Origin of the sequence: Streptomyces sp. NPDC001536 (assembly GCF_042894505.1) — a bacterium.
Taxonomy (GTDB): domain Bacteria; phylum Actinomycetota; class Actinomycetes; order Streptomycetales; family Streptomycetaceae; genus Streptomyces.
This window is the reverse complement of record NZ_JBIAVQ010000010.1, coordinates 298,370-312,413: the sequence shown is the minus strand read 5'-3', so window position 1 is coordinate 312,413 and position 14,044 is coordinate 298,370. Positions and strand designations below refer to the sequence as shown.

At 70.8% G+C, this 14,044-nt stretch carries 14 protein-coding genes; 12 read left to right on the top strand and 2 right to left on the bottom strand.

Annotated features, from left to right (window positions below):
• Nucleotides 1–67 precede the first annotated feature (67 nt).
• The 3 genes from ACFY0U_RS27525 (at nt 68) to ACFY0U_RS27515 (ending at nt 3,231) form a co-directional block, all read left to right on the top strand.
• A complete protein-coding gene (locus tag ACFY0U_RS27525; RefSeq protein WP_388640160.1) occupies nt 68–928 on the top strand; it encodes a helix-turn-helix transcriptional regulator in 861 nt (286 codons plus the stop codon).
• 66 nt (nt 929–994) lie between these two features.
• Complete coding sequence (locus ACFY0U_RS27520) at nt 995–1,558, top strand: ATP-binding protein (protein ID WP_388640158.1); 564 nt, start codon at nt 995–997, stop codon at nt 1,556–1,558.
• A 152-nt stretch (nt 1,559–1,710) separates the two neighbouring features.
• Nucleotides 1,711–3,231, top strand: coding sequence for a carboxylesterase/lipase family protein (locus tag ACFY0U_RS27515; RefSeq protein ID WP_388640156.1), 1,521 nt, complete (start codon nt 1,711–1,713; stop codon nt 3,229–3,231).
• A 16-nt stretch (nt 3,232–3,247) separates the two neighbouring features.
• On the opposite strand, the gene ppk2 is transcribed toward ACFY0U_RS27515, so the two are convergent.
• The gene (ppk2, locus tag ACFY0U_RS27510; RefSeq protein ID WP_388640154.1) at nt 3,248–4,051 is read right to left on the bottom strand and encodes a polyphosphate kinase 2; all 804 of its coding nucleotides are present in this window, start codon (nt 4,049–4,051) and stop codon (nt 3,248–3,250) included.
• A 184-nt stretch (nt 4,052–4,235) separates the two neighbouring features.
• On the opposite strand from ppk2, the gene ACFY0U_RS27505 reads away from it, so the two are divergent.
• Complete coding sequence (locus ACFY0U_RS27505; RefSeq protein WP_388640153.1) at nt 4,236–5,213, top strand: ABC transporter substrate-binding protein; 978 nt, start codon at nt 4,236–4,238, stop codon at nt 5,211–5,213.
• Here ACFY0U_RS27505 and ACFY0U_RS27500 read toward each other — a convergent pair.
• Nucleotides 5,208–5,435, bottom strand: a complete 228-nt coding sequence (locus ACFY0U_RS27500) for a twin-arginine translocase TatA/TatE family subunit (RefSeq protein WP_388640151.1) — start codon at nt 5,433–5,435, stop codon at nt 5,208–5,210. The two genes, ACFY0U_RS27505 and ACFY0U_RS27500, sit on opposite strands and share 6 nt — an antisense overlap.
• A 149-nt stretch (nt 5,436–5,584) precedes the next feature.
• Between ACFY0U_RS27500 and ACFY0U_RS27495 the strand changes: the two genes are divergently transcribed.
• The 8 genes from ACFY0U_RS27495 (at nt 5,585) to ACFY0U_RS27460 (ending at nt 14,036) form a co-directional block, all read left to right on the top strand.
• Nucleotides 5,585–6,001, top strand: a complete 417-nt coding sequence (locus tag ACFY0U_RS27495) for a BlaI/MecI/CopY family transcriptional regulator (RefSeq protein ID WP_388640149.1) — start codon at nt 5,585–5,587, stop codon at nt 5,999–6,001.
• A 178-nt stretch (nt 6,002–6,179) separates the two neighbouring features.
• Nucleotides 6,180–7,508, top strand: a complete 1,329-nt coding sequence (locus ACFY0U_RS27490; RefSeq protein ID WP_388640147.1) for a hemolysin family protein — start codon at nt 6,180–6,182, stop codon at nt 7,506–7,508.
• Nucleotides 7,505–8,518, top strand: a complete 1,014-nt coding sequence (locus tag ACFY0U_RS27485) for a hemolysin family protein (protein ID WP_388640145.1) — start codon at nt 7,505–7,507, stop codon at nt 8,516–8,518. The genes ACFY0U_RS27490 and ACFY0U_RS27485 overlap by 4 nt, the downstream gene beginning before the upstream one ends.
• A gap of 161 nt (nt 8,519–8,679) precedes the next feature.
• Complete coding sequence (gene glnT, locus ACFY0U_RS27480; RefSeq protein WP_388640143.1) at nt 8,680–9,996, top strand: type III glutamate--ammonia ligase; 1,317 nt, start codon at nt 8,680–8,682, stop codon at nt 9,994–9,996.
• An 11-nt stretch (nt 9,997–10,007) separates the two neighbouring features.
• A complete protein-coding gene (locus ACFY0U_RS27475; protein WP_388640141.1) occupies nt 10,008–10,865 on the top strand; it encodes a glutamine amidotransferase family protein in 858 nt (285 codons plus the stop codon).
• Nucleotides 10,853–11,527 carry a glutamate synthase gene (locus tag ACFY0U_RS27470; protein WP_388640140.1) on the top strand — a complete coding sequence of 225 codons (675 nt, stop codon included), beginning with the start codon at nt 10,853–10,855 and terminating at the stop codon, nt 11,525–11,527. Before ACFY0U_RS27475 ends, ACFY0U_RS27470 begins: the two co-directional genes overlap by 13 nt.
• A gap of 107 nt (nt 11,528–11,634) precedes the next feature.
• On the top strand, nt 11,635–12,954 hold the full coding sequence (locus ACFY0U_RS27465) for an FMN-binding glutamate synthase family protein (RefSeq protein WP_388640139.1): 1,320 nt from the start codon (nt 11,635–11,637) through the stop codon (nt 12,952–12,954).
• Nucleotides 12,951–14,036, top strand: coding sequence for an FAD-dependent oxidoreductase (locus ACFY0U_RS27460; protein WP_388640137.1), 1,086 nt, complete (start codon nt 12,951–12,953; stop codon nt 14,034–14,036). The genes ACFY0U_RS27465 and ACFY0U_RS27460 overlap by 4 nt, the downstream gene beginning before the upstream one ends.
• The last annotated feature ends 8 nt before the right edge of the window (nt 14,037–14,044 follow it).

Below are 14,044 nucleotides of genomic sequence, written 5' to 3'. Positions count from 1 at the left end.
GTCCCTAGGACTGGCAGTACCCAGGCTCACCCGCCGACGGACGGCGCCGAACGGCGACAATGAACCCATGCCAGACCCTCGGCCCGACTTCGCCACCCTCCTGCACACCTGGCGTGACCGCCTCGCCCCGGCCGACGCCGGGTTCACCGCGACACCCGGCCGCCGAGCGCCGGGACTGCGCCGCGAGGAACTGGCGCAACTGGCCGGCCTCTCCGTCGACTACCTCCTGCGCCTGGAGCAGGGACGCGCCAGGAACCCCTCGGCACAGATCGTTGGCGCCCTCGCCCGTGCCCTGCAGCTCTCACGCCCCGAGCGCGACCAGCTGTACCGCGGCGCCGGGCTGCTGCCACCGCAGGACGGGACGGTCTCCGGCCATGTGCCGCCGGGGGTCCAACGGCTCGCCGCGCGCCTCGGGGACGTACCGATCGGCGTGTTCGCGGCCGACTGGACGCTGGTGTGGTGGAACACGATGTGGAGCGCCCTGCACGGCGACCCGGCCGCCGTCCCGCCCGCCGAACGCAACCTCGCCCGCGCCCTGTTCGGCAACGGTCCGGCCCACGCCGCACTGCGCCCGATCCACTCCGAGAGCGGCCCGGAAGCCTTCGCGGCCTCGATCGTCGGCGATCTGAAGGACGCGGTGTCCCGCTACCCCGCGGACACCGAACTCGCCACCCTGGTACGGGAACTGCGAGCGGAGTCCGCCACCTTCGCCCACCTCTGGGCCACCGCCACCGCGACCCCGCACGCCTCCGAACAGAAGACGGTCCGCCACCCGGAGGTCGGCGACATCCTGCTGGACTGCGACGTCCTCCTCGTTCCCGGTGCCGACCTGCGCGTGGTCACCTACACTGCGGCCACCGGCACGAGCGACGCGGGCAAACTGGACCTGCTGCGTGCCCTGGGCATGACGGGCGTCTCCGGCATCTGAGCCGTCGAGAATCCGTCGCCGTCACCGCCCCACCACTTCCACCACGCACGAGAGGGCTTCCGCATCATGCGCCGTTACGTTCTCACCGGCACGCCGGGCGCGGGCAAGACGTCGATCCTGCACGGCCTCGCCGACCTCGGCCACACGGTCGTCGAGGAGGCGGCGACCGCGGTCATCGCCCGGGCCCAGGCCCGCGGCGAGGACGAGCCATGGACGCGGGCGTCCTTCATCGAGGAGATCGTCGAGCTGCAGCGGCGGCGCCAGTTGGCAGCAGCCACCACCAACTCCGCCCAGGTCTACGACCGTTCGCCGGTGTGCACCCACGCCCTCGCCCGATACCTGGGACGGCCGGTGCCGCCGTCGCTGACCGCGGAGATCGAACGGATCACGACCGAGCGGATCTACGAGCCTCAGGTGTTCTTCGTCCGCAACCTCGGCTTCTGCGAGCCCACCGGCGCCCGCCGGATCAGCTTCGAGGAATCGCTGGAGTTCGAGAAGGTCCACGAGGACAGCTACCGCACCTTCGGCTACGAACTCGTCGACATCCCCGCCGCCGACCTGCCCCTGCGCGTCGCCACGGTCAGCGCGGCGATCTCGGAACAGATGGCGGAGGGGCTCACGAACTTCTGACATCAAGCCGAACCAGGTCATCGACGAGGGTGCGTTCCGTCGTGAGGTCATGCGCATGGTGGAGACCTCTACGAGGTGAGGGGTGTCCATTGTTCGCGTGGTGGACTAGTTTTCACTGCGATACGGCTGATTGATCCCCCGAGGAGTCGTCGATGAGCAGAAGCGAGCATCCGGAGGCCGCGACGGCGGCAGGCACCGTGCGCGGTCGTCGCGAAGGGGGTCTGACGGTGTTCCGTGGCATTCCCTACGCGCAGCCTCCCGTGGGCGAGGCCCGCTTCGCGGCTCCGCGCCCGGTGGAGCGCTGGGACGGCGTACGGGAGGCTTCCGCGTTCGGTCCGCCTCCTCCGCAGGAGCCGTTCGGCCCTGAAGCACCCGGGAACCTCGCGGCCGGTGACGACTGGCTGACCGTGAACGTCTGGACCCCGGACGCGGACCCGGCGGCACGCCGCCCGGTGATGGTGTGGATCTACGGCGGCGCCTACAAGTTCGGCTCCTCCGACGACCCCGCCTATGACGGGGGCCGGCTCTCCCGCGAGGGCGGGCTCGTCGTGGTCACCCTCAACTACCGGGTCGGCGTCGAGGGCTTCCTGCGGATCGAAGGCGCGCCCGCGAACAGGGGGCTGCTCGACCAGGTCGCGGCACTGGAGTGGGTGCGCGAGAACATCGCGGCCTTCGGGGGCGATCCCGACCAGGTCACCGTCTTCGGTGAGTCGGCGGGCGCGGGGTCCATCGCGGCACTGATGGCGATGCCACGGGCGCGGGGCCTGTTCCGGCGGGCCATCGCGCAGAGCGTGCCGGGCACGTACTTCTCGGACGCGCTCGCCGCCGACATCGCCCAGGCACTGGCCGCCGAGATCGGACTGCGGCCCACCGTGGCCGACCTCGCCGGGGTGGACCCGCGCAAGCTGCCCGAGGCGGGGGCCGCGCTGACCGGCCGTATGCGGGCATACGTGGAGCGCTGGGGCGCCGTCGCCCTCACTCCCACCCCCTTCTCGCCCGTCGTCGACGGCGAGGTCCTGCCCGCCGCGCCCTGGGAGGCCCTGGCGAACGGCGCCGCCCGTGACGTGGAGCTGATCGCCGGGCACAACAGGGACGAGTACCGCCTCTTCCTCCTGCTCGGCGGGCTGCTGGGCCGGGCGGACGACGGACTGGCCGCACTGGCCCTGAGCCTGTTCGGCCCGGCACCGGACGCCGAGCAGGCCTACCGGGCGGCCTTCCCGGACGCCTCCACGGAGTACCTGTTCGAACTCGTGCAGTCCGACTGGCTGTTCCGGATGCCCTCACTGCGTCTGGCCGAGGCGCAGGTGGCCAGCGGCGGCCGGGCGCACGTCTACGACCTCACCTGGTCCGCCCCCGCGAACGGTGGCGCGCTCGGCGCCTGCCACGGGCTGGACGTACCCCTGACCTTCGGTGTGTACGACGGCAACGGTCTCGGCACCATGCTGATCGGGCCCACCCCCTCGCCCGAGACCGAGGCCCTCTCCGCCCACATCCGCGCCTCCTGGACCTCGTTCGCCACGACGGGCGACCCGGGCTGGCCCGCCTACGACCCCGAGCACCGCCTGGTCCGGATCCTCGACGCCGAGCCCACGGTCACCGCCTACCCGGAGGAGGCCTCACGCCGGCTGTGGGAGCGGCACACCTTCACCGAGCTACCCCTGACGACGGCGTAGCCCCGCGCCGCGAGCGTCACAGACGTGCCGCGTGATCCGGGACGTAGCTCTGGAGATCGCGCGGCGTGCGCTGATAGCCGGTCGACGCGGGGCGCTCGGGCAGCTCCAGCACCGGCGGCGGCACCTCGTGATACGGCACCGAGCTCAGCAGATGGGCGATGGTGTTCAGCCGGGCCCGGCGCTTGTCGTCGCTCTCCACCACGAACCACGGGGCCTCGCCGATGTCGGTGTGCACCATCATCTCGTCCTTGGCCCGCGAGTACGCCTCCCAGTGGGTGATCGACTCCAGGTCCATCGGAGACAGCTTCCAGCGCCGCAGCGGATCCTCCAGCCGGCGCCGGAAGCGCTCCTGCTGCTCGGTGTCGCTCACCGAGAACCAGTACTTGCGCAGCAGGATCCCGTCCTCCACCAGCATCCGCTCGAAGACGGGGCACTGGCGCAGGAAGAGCTGGTACTCCTCCTTGGTGCAGAAGCCCATGACGTGCTCGACCCCGGCCCGGTTGTACCAGGACCGGTCGAACAGCACGATCTCCCCGGCGGCCGGCAGCTGCTCGACGTACCGCTGGAAGTACCACTGACCTCGCTCGCGCTCGGTCGGCTTGGGCAGGGCGGCGATCCGCGCCACGCGCGGGTTGAGATGCTCGGAGACGCGTTTGATGGTGCCGCCCTTGCCCGCCGCGTCCCGCCCCTCGAAGACGACGACAAGCCGGGCCCCCGTGGCCCGCACCCACTCCTGGAGCTTCACCAACTCCGTCTGGAGGCGCAGCAGTTCCTTCTCGTACACCTTGCGCGGAAGCTTCTCCGCCTTCTCGCCGACCATGTCAGCACCGTACTGGCCGGGCGGGGACCGCGCATCGTGGACGGAGCCTTGTCCGGGGTGCTGACAGTGGGAAGTGTGGCGTGTAGATTGCGGCCGTCGCGAAAATGCACAAAATACCCTGGCTGTCGAGCCGCACCAGGACAGCCGTGGTCTCTTCCCCCACCCCTTCCCCCAGGAGGAGCCCATGCACAGGCGCGTACTCGGGCTCGGCGCAGCACTGATCACCGTCATCGGTGTGGCCGGATGCGGATCCTCGGACTCGGGGACGAGCGGTTCGTCGTCCTCGGGCGGCAGCGAGACCACGACGGTCAAGGTCGGCATCATCCCGATCGTCGACGTCGCCCCGCTCTATCTGGGGCAGGCGAAGGGCTTCTTCAGCAGCCGCGGCATCAAGCTGGAGATGGTCCCCGCCCAGGGCGGTGCCGCGATCATCCCCGGTGTGGTGAGCGGGCAGTTCAAGTTCGGGTTCAGCAACACGACCTCGCTGATGGTCGCCCAGGTCAAGGGAGTTCCGGTGAAGTCCGTCGCCAACGGGGCGGCCTCCAACGGCAAGGTCGGCGACGACGTCACCGCTGTGATGGTGAAGAAGGACAGCCCCGTCAAGACGGCCAAGGACCTCGCCGGACGGACGGTGGCCGTGAACACGCTGCAGAACATCGGCTCCACCACCGTGCGCGAGTCGGTGCGCAAGGCCGGCGGCGACCCCTCCGAGGTCAAGTTCGTCGAGATCCCGTTCGACCAGATGCCCGCCGCCGTGGACGACGGCCGGGTGGACGCCGCCTGGATGGGCGAGCCCGCGCAGACGGTCGCCAAGGCGCAGGGCGCCCGCGTCGTGGCCTCGCCGTTCGCCGAGACGGATCCCAGGCTCACCGTGGCGACGTACTTCACCTCGACGCAGTTCGCGCAGCAGAACCCGGACGTGGTGAAGAAGTTCACCGAAGCCATGACGGAGTCGCTCGAGTACGCCTCCGCCCACCCGGACGAGGCCCGCCAGACCCTCACCACCTACACCAAGATCAGCGGGGACGTCCTGAAGGACCTGATCCTTCCCAGTTGGCCGGCCGACGTCGACATGGCCTCACTGGAGAAGCTGGCCACGCTCAGCGAGGAGGACGGGCTGTTCGGCGGCAAGAAGCCGGACCTGGACGCCCTGTTCTCATGACCGGGCGGTGCCGTCGTCCTGGGGGCGAGGCGTGACGATCTCGCCCTCGATCACCTGAGGGTTCGCTCGCTCCTCGGCGGAACCGTCGTCCATGGCGTTCTTCTCCGCCTTGAGGATGCGCGCCGACTTGCCCGCCGAGCGGGCGAGTTCGGGGAGCTTCTTGGCCGCCAGGACGGCGATGACGACGATGAGCAGGATGGCGAGTTCGCTCAGTCCGAACATGGGGATCCCTCCGGATCAGACGGTGACGCCGAAGTCGGAGGCGATCTCGGCCAGGCGGGCAGCGTACCCCTGCCCGACCATGTGCGGCTGCCCGGTGTCCGCACCATGGACCGCCTGTGACGTGCGTGGCAGCGGAAGGGAGTCAGGACGTGGCGAACCCCCGACGGCCCCGGCGGCGGGGGCAGGGCGAACTGGAGGCGCAGGTCCTGTCGGCCCTGCGCGAGGCCGACGGTCCGGCGACGGCGGGCTGGGTGCAGGAGCGGCTCGGCGCGGGCCTCGCCTATACGACGGTGATCACGATCCTGACCCGGCTGCTGGCCAAGGCCGCGGTGACCCGGGAGCGCTCGGGCCGGTCCTTCGTCTGGACTCCGGTGTCGGACCAGGCCGGGCTGACGGCCCACAAGATGCGCAAGCTCCTCGACGGCGAGAGCGACCGCGCGGCGGTCCTCGTCAGCTTCGTCACCTCGCTCGATCCGGATGACGAGAGGCTGCTGCGCGACCTGCTGGGGCAGGCGAAGGGCGAAGGAGACGTGGGCGCGGGCGCTGAGGGCGAAGGGGACGACTGACCTCTCATGGGAGTGTTCGTCTTCCGACGGAACTCCACTGTCGCCCCGTTCGTTGACTCAGCGCACACCAACTGAAGGAGCAAGACGTGTCCGCCACCACGACGGACTCCCCGGGGCACAATCCCCGACCACCCCGCCAGGTCTTTCCTGAGCACGGCACGGGGCGGGGTGGTGTCGGATGAGTGCCGTGAACGCTCTGCTGGGCCTGCTGGCCGTCTTCGTCCTCACCGCCGGCACAGGCTATTTCGTGGCCCAGGAGTTCGCCTACGTCTCCGCGGACCGGCTCGCCCTCGCCCGTGAGGCCGAGGCGGGGGACCGGAGGGCCGCCCGCGCCCTGACGGTGCTGGAGCGGCTGTCGTTCATGCTGTCCGGCGCCCAGCTCGGCATCACCGTCACCGGTCTGGTCGTCGGCTTCATCGCCGAGCCGTCCGTGTCCGCGCTGCTCAAGCCGGCGCTGACCGGCATCGGTATCCCCGAGGGCGCCGTCGGGGGCATCTCCGTCGTCCTTGCCTTCGTCCTGGCCACCGTCGTCCAGATGGTGCTGGGCGAGCTCGCCCCCAAGAACCTCGCCATCGCCGTCCCGGAACGCCTGGCCAAGTCCCTGGCCGCCTCCACCCTGGCGTACCTCAAGGTCGTCGGCCCCCTCGTACGGATCTTCGACGGCGCCGCCAACCGGCTGCTGCGCAAGGCCGGCATCGAGCCCGTCGAGGAACTCCACCACGGCGCCACCCTGGAGGAACTCGGCCACCTCATCGGCGAGTCCCACGAACAGGGCGAACTGCCCCGGGAGACCGCCGAACTCATCGACCACGCCCTGGAGTTCTCCGAGCGCACCCTCGACGAGGTGATGGTCCCGCGCGTGGACGCCGTCTTCGTCCGCAAGGACGCCAGCGCCGCCGAGGCCGTCGACCTGATCGCCAAGCACGGCCACTCCACCTACCCCGTCCTCGGTGACCACCCCGACGACGTTCCCGGCGTCGTCGGGGTACGCGAGCTGATGCGCCTGCCCGCCGCGACCCTGGCCACCACCACCGCGGGCGCGCTGGCCCGCCGCCCGCTGCTGCTGCCCGACACCCTCCCGCTGCCCGACGCCGTCGAGCAGATGCGCGAGCGGGACGACGAGTTCGCGGTCGTCCTGGACGAGCACGGCGGGGTCGCCGGGATCGTCACCTACGAGGACATCGCGGAGGAACTGGTGGGAGACATCGCCGACGAGAGCGACACGGTCATCGAGGTCGCCGTCAGGGACGGTCTGGGCTGGCTGGTCGACGCGGGCCGCCGCCTCGACGAGGTCGCCGACGCCACCGGCGTCGAACTGCCCGAGGACGACGACTACGACACCGTCGCCGGCCTCATCGTGGACCGCCTGGGCCGCTTCCCTGCCATCGGTGACCGCCTCACCGTCGAACTCCTCGACGGAGGACGCGCGTTGATCGACGTCCGCATCCTCGACCGGCATGTGCCGGAGCGGGTCCGGATCCAGAAGGTGGAGGAGTACCAGGCATGAGCTTCCCGATGGCGCTCTTCGTCACCGTGCTGCTGCTGATCGGCAGCGGATTCTTCGTCGCCGCCGAGTTCGCCCTGGTCGCCGCCAAGCGGCACCGCATGGAGAAGGCCGTCGCGCAGGGACAGCGCGGCGCCAAGGCGGCGCTGGCCGGCATGCGCGAGCTGTCGCTGATGCTCGCCGGCGCCCAGCTCGGCATCACCGTCTGCACCCTGGGCCTGGGCTCGGTCTCCAAGCCGGCCATCTCCCACGAACTCGACCCGCTGCTGCACGACCTGGGCCTGCCCAGCGCCCTCAGCTACGGCATCGCGTTCGTCTTCGCGATGGTCGTCGTGGTGTTCCTGCACATGGTGCTCGGCGAGATGGCCCCCAAGTCCTGGGCCATCGCCCACCCCGAACGCTCCGCGATGCTCCTCGCCCCGCCCTTCAGGGCCGTGGTGAAGGCGGTACGCCCGCTGATCGCGGTGCTCAACCGGATGAGCAACGCGCTCGTCCGGCTGTGCCGGGTCACCCCGCGCGACGAGCTCGCCTCGGTCCACAACCGGGAGCAACTCACCCACCTGGTCGAGGAGTCCGAGCGGCTCGGCCTGATCAGCGGGAGCGAATCGGAGCTGCTCACCCGCTCACTCGTCGAGCCCGAGACACCCGTCGGCGACCTCCTGATCCCGGCCGCGGAGATCACGTCGGTCCACGGCGACGCGGGCATCGACGACATCCTGAGCCTGGCCGCCGAGCACGACCGCACCCGTCTGCTGGTGCAGGAGGCGGACACCGTCCTCGGCTCCGTCCACGCCCGCGACGCCCTCGTCGCCCGGGCCCGGTCCCGCGCCACCAGCGCCCGCGCGCTGGCCCGACCGGTACCGGAGGTGACGCGGCGGACCACGGTCGCCGACGCGATCGAACTGCTGCGCCGCAACCGTGCCTCCCTGGCGGTCGTCCGGGACGAGACGGGCCGCCTCACCGGCATGGTGACGCTGGACGACCTGCTGGCCCGCTATCTGCAACCGGCGTGAGCCGGGTTCCGCCTTTCACGGGCGAGGCCCGGCCCTTCCGTTGAGGGAGCCGCCCTTCGGCTTACGGGGACCTTCCACGGCGGAAATGTCTCCGTAATGCCCTCGGGGTCTACTCGTGTGCAACAACGATTCACCACAGTGGACACCCTAAGGAGGGGCCCATGGTGACCGCCGCCCCCGATCTCGCCGAACTGGTCCGCGCCGACGGCATCGAGTTCGTGCTCGCCGTCTTCGTCGACCTGACCGGCAAACCGTGCGCCAAGCTCGTCCCCGCCCAGGCCGTCGAGGAACTCCGCGACGAGGGCGTCGGGTTCGCCGGATACGCGGCCGGCGCACTCGGCCAGCAGCCCAGCGACCCGGATGTCGTCGCCCGCCCGGACGCCCGCTCCTACACACCCGTCCCCTTCGTGAAGCCCGGCCTCGCCCTCGTGCACTGCGACCCGTACGTGGAGGGCGAACCCTGGCCGTACGCCCCGCGCGTCATCCTGCGCAGGCAACTGGAGCGGGCCGCGGCACACGGACTCGCCCCGTCGGTCGGCGCCGAGGTCGAGTACTTCCTGGTCAACCGGGACGAACACGGTGTGCTCAGCGTCGCCGACCCCAAGGACACCGCCGCCCAACCCTGTTACGACGCCCGCGGGCTGACCCGCATGTACGACCACCTCACCGCCGTCTCCAGCGCCATGAACTCCCTCGGCTGGGGCAACTACGCCAACGACCACGAGGACGGCAACGGCCAGTTCGAGCAGAACTTCCAGCACGCCGACGCCCTCACCACCGCCGACCGGGTCATCACCATGCGCTACCTGGTCTCGGTGCTGGCCGAACAGCGCGGTATGACAGCCACGTTCATGCCGAAGCCGTTCACCGACCGCACCGGCACCGGCATGCATCTGCACTTCTCGCTGTGGCGGGGCGACGAGCCGGCCTTCCCCGACGCCACCGACGGACGTGGCCTCGGCCTCTCCCCGCTCGCCTACTCCTTCCTCGCCGGGCTCGTCGAACACGCCCGCGCGCTCCAGGCCGTGATCGCACCGACGGTCAACTCCTACAAGCGCACCGGAGCGACCTCCACCCGCTCGGGCGCCACCTGGTCACCGCGCCAGGCCAGTTACGGCGGCAACGACCGCACCCACTTCATCCGCGTCCCCGACGGCAACCGCGTCGAACTGCGCGGCGGAGACGGTGCCGCCAACCCCTACCTCGCCGTGGCCGCCGCCCTCGCCGCGGGCCTCGACGGCATCGAACGCGGCCTCGACCCGGGCGAACCGGGCGCGGCCGGCAAGGGCCCCGAACTCCCGCCCACCCTGCTGCACGCCGTCGAGGCGCTCCAGGAGGACGAGGTGATCAGCGGCGCCCTCGACGCGGCCGGGCCGGGGGTGAGCCGGTACTTCGCCGACCTCAAACGCGAGGAGTTCTTCGACTGGCACGCCACGGTCGGCCCCTGGGAGCTCGACCGCTATCTGACTGCCTTCTGAAGGGACGTGAGATGTGCGGAATCGTCGGGCTCCATCTGCGCGAGCCATCACTCGAACCGAGGCTCGGCGAACTGCTGACCGCGATGCTCGGCCAGGTCGTCGAACGCGGCCCGGACTCGGCGGGAGTCGCGGTGTACGGCGACCCACGCCTGGCACCGCCCGGCCGGACCGTCGTATCGATGCTGGGGACTTCACCGGCCGAGGTCGCCGAGGCCCTGCCCGGCACGGTGGCCTACGACGCCGACGCCACGACCGTCGTGCACGCTGACCCCGCCCAGGTCACCGCCGCGCTTCCCGGCGCCCGCATCATCGGCTCCGGTGAGGGCTTCGCCGTACTCAAAGGCACCGGAAACCCGGTCGCGTTGGCCGACTCCTTCCGGCTCCCCTCCGTCACCGGCTGGCAGGGCATCGGCCACACCCGCATGGCCACCGAGTCCGCCGTCACCCCCGAGGGAGCCCACCCCTTCTCGGTCGGCCCCGGACAGTGCCTCGTGCACAACGGCTCCTTCGCCAACCACGCCACGATCCGCCGTGAACTGCGCGCCCGGGGCGTCCAGTTCGACAGCGAGAACGACTCCGAGGTCGGCGCCCGCTTCATCGCGTACCACCTGGAACAGGGCGCCGACCTGGAGAAGGCGCTGCGGCTGCTGTGCGAACGCTTCGACGGCTTCTACACACTGCTCGTCTCCACCAGCGACTCCTTCGCGGTCGTCCGTGACGCCGTCGCCTGCAAGCCGGCGCTCGTCGCCGAGACCGACGCCTGGGTCGCGATGGCCTCCGAGTACCGGGCGCTGGACGTCCTGCCGGGCATCGAGAACGCCCGCATCTTCGAACCCGAGCCGGAAGAGGTGTACGTATGGCGACGCTGATCGACCTGGCCGAGACGCCGGTGAGGGAGCTCAACCAGGCCCTGCACGAGGCGCCCGCGGCGGCCTGGCGGGTGCTCAATCCGCGCGGTGCGCATGCCGTGGCCTGCGGTATCCGCGAAAACCTCGCCGTCGACATCGAGGGGCACGTCGGGTACTACTGCGCCGGCATGAACCAGCGGGCCACGGTCACCGTCCACGGCAACGCCGGCACCGGGGTCGCCGAGAACATGATGTCCGGCACGGTCCGGGTGCGCGGCAACGCGTCCCAGTCGGCCGGGGCGACCGCGCACGGCGGCCTGCTGGTCATCGACGGCGACGCGGCCGCGCGCTGCGGCATCTCCATGAAGGGCGTGGACATCGTCGTGGGCGGAGACGTGGGCCACATGAGCGCGTTCATGGGGCAGGCGGGGCGCCTGGTCGTCTGCGGTGACGCGGGCGACGCGCTCGGGGACTCGTTGTACGAGTCCCGCATCTACGTCAGGGGCACGGTGAAATCCCTCGGCGCGGACTGTGTCGAGAAGGAGATGCGGCCCGAACACCTCACGGAACTCGCGGAGTTGCTGAAGGCGGCCGAGCGGGACGAGCACCCGGCGGACTTCCGTCGGTACGGGTCGGCCCGGTCGCTGTATCACTTCAAGGTCGACAACACAGCGGCGTATTAGTTCCGCCGGAAGGCCGTTCTTCGACTGCGGGCCGGATGGGGCTGGTCGCGCAGTTCCCCGCGCCCCTGAGGGGGCGCTGCACCTCAGCCATACCAGAGGAGTTGACCTTGGAACCCGCATCCCACAGCCTGCGCGAGTCGGCGACCTTCGACCGTGCCACCATTCACGCCATCCAGCGCGCCGCCGAGACCGGTATCTATGACATCCGCGGCTGGGGCGCCAAGCGGAAGCTTCCGCACTTCGACGACCTGCTGCTGCTCGGCGCCTCCATGTCCCGCTATCCGCTGGAGGGTTACCGCGAACGCTGCGACACGGACGTCGTCCTCGGCACCCGGCACGCCAAGAACCCTCTCCGGCTGGGCACCCCCGTCACCATCGCCGGCATGAGCTTCGGGGCGCTGTCCGCCCAGGCCAAGGAGGCCCTCGGACGCGGTGCCAGCGAGGTGGGGACCTCGACGACCACCGGCGACGGGGGCATGACCCCCGAGGAGCGCGGCCACTCCAAGCACCTGGTCTACCAGTACCTGCCGTCCCGCTACGGCATGAACCCCGACGACCTGCGCGCCGCCGACGCCATCGAGGTCGTCCTCGGGCAGGGCGCCAAACCCGGCGGCGGAGGCATGCTGCTCGGCCAGAAGATCACCGAACGGGTCGCCGGGATGCGGACGTTGCCCGTCGGCATCGACCAGCGCAGCGCCTGCCGGCACCCCGACTGGACCGGCCCCGACGACCTCGCCATCAAGATCCTCGAACTGCGCGAGATCACCGACTGGGAGAAGCCGATCTATGTGAAGGTCGGCGCGACCCGGACCTACTACGACGTGAAGCTGGCCGTGCACGCGGGCGCGGACGTCGTGGTCGTCGACGGCATGCAGGGCGGCACCGCCGCCACTCAGGACGTCTTCATCGAGCACGTCGGCATCCCCACCCTGGCCGCCCTGCCCCAAGCCGTCCGCGCCCTCCAGGAGTTGGGCGTGCACCGCGAGGTCCAGCTGATCGTCTCCGGCGGCATCCGGGGCGGCGCCGACATGGCCAAGGCCCTCGCCCTCGGCGCGGACGCGGTCGCCATCGGCACCGCCGCACTGATCGCGCTCGGCGACAACCACCCGAAGTACGACGCCGAGTACCGCAGACTGGGCTCCGCGGCCGGCTACTTCGACGACTACCAGGACGGCCGCGACCCGGCCGGCATCTCCACCCAGGACGAGCACCTCTCCGCCCGCCTCGACCCGGTCGACGCCGGCCGCCGGCTCGCGAACTTCCTGCGCGTGATGACCATGGAGGCCCAGACCCTGGCCCGCGCCTGTGGCAAGGGGCACCTCCTCAATCTGGAGCCCGAGGACCTGGTGGCTCTTACGATCGAATCCGCCGCCATGGCCCGCGTACCGCTCGCGGGTACGAACTGGATCCCCGGGGAGGGTCTGTGATCGCAGTAGTGGGTGCCGGTCTGATGGGCGCGGCCACCGCCTGGCAGCTGGCCCGGCGGGGCCACGAGGTCACGTTGATCGAGGCCTACGACATCGGCCACAAGCGGGGAAGCTCGCACGGCAGCTCGCGGATCTTCCGACGGGCGTACGCCGACGACCTGTACGTGGATCTGACAGGACGGGCGTACGAGGAGTGGCGCGAGCTGGAGCACGACAGCTCGACTCCCTTGCTGCGGATGACCGGCGGTGTCGACTTCGGGGCCGGGCGCGACCCGGAGGGGCTGGCCGGAGTGCTGGGGAAGGCCGGAGTGCCGTACGACCTCCTGGGCGTGGAGGCCGCGTCGGAGCGCTGGCCGTACATCCGCTTCGACGGGCCGGTTCTGTACCACCCGGGCGCCGGGGTGCTCGATGCCGACGAGACCGTCGCGGCGTGTGTGCGCAGGGCCATCGAGCATGGGGCGGACGCGTGGATCGGCGTACGGGTGACCGGGTTCGACGTGGGGGAGAAGGTTCACCTGCGGACGGACGGCGGCCGTGAACTGACCGCCGACACGGTGGTGATCGCCGCCGGGGCCTGGCTGCCCGAGCTCGAACTGCCCGTCCAGCTCCCGGAGTTGAAGGTGACCCAGCAGCAGGTCTTCCACTTCAGGCAGCGGGAGTCGTCGACCGTGTGGCCGACCCTGGTCTTCAAGGACGCGTCGATGCAGACCTACGGTCTCCCGTCCGGCGGCGACGGCGGACCGTTGCCCGCCATGAAGGTCGCCGAGCACGACCGAGGCACCCCCACCACGGCCGGCACCCGGACCGGCGTCGTGGACCCGTCGTCGCGCACCCGCGTCAGCGACTTCGTCCGCGACCGGCTCCCCGGCCTGGACCCCGGCCCGGTCGCGGAGACGACCTGCCTGTACACCACCGCCCCGAAGGACGACTTCGTCCTCGACCGGCACGGCTCCCTGGTCATCGTCTCGCCCTGCTCCGGCCAGGGCGCCAAGTTCGCCCCGCTCATCGGCGCGATGGCCGCCGACCTCGCCACGGGCCGTGCCGAGCCCCACCCCCGTTTCCGGCTGGATCGCTCGGCATAGGATGCGCC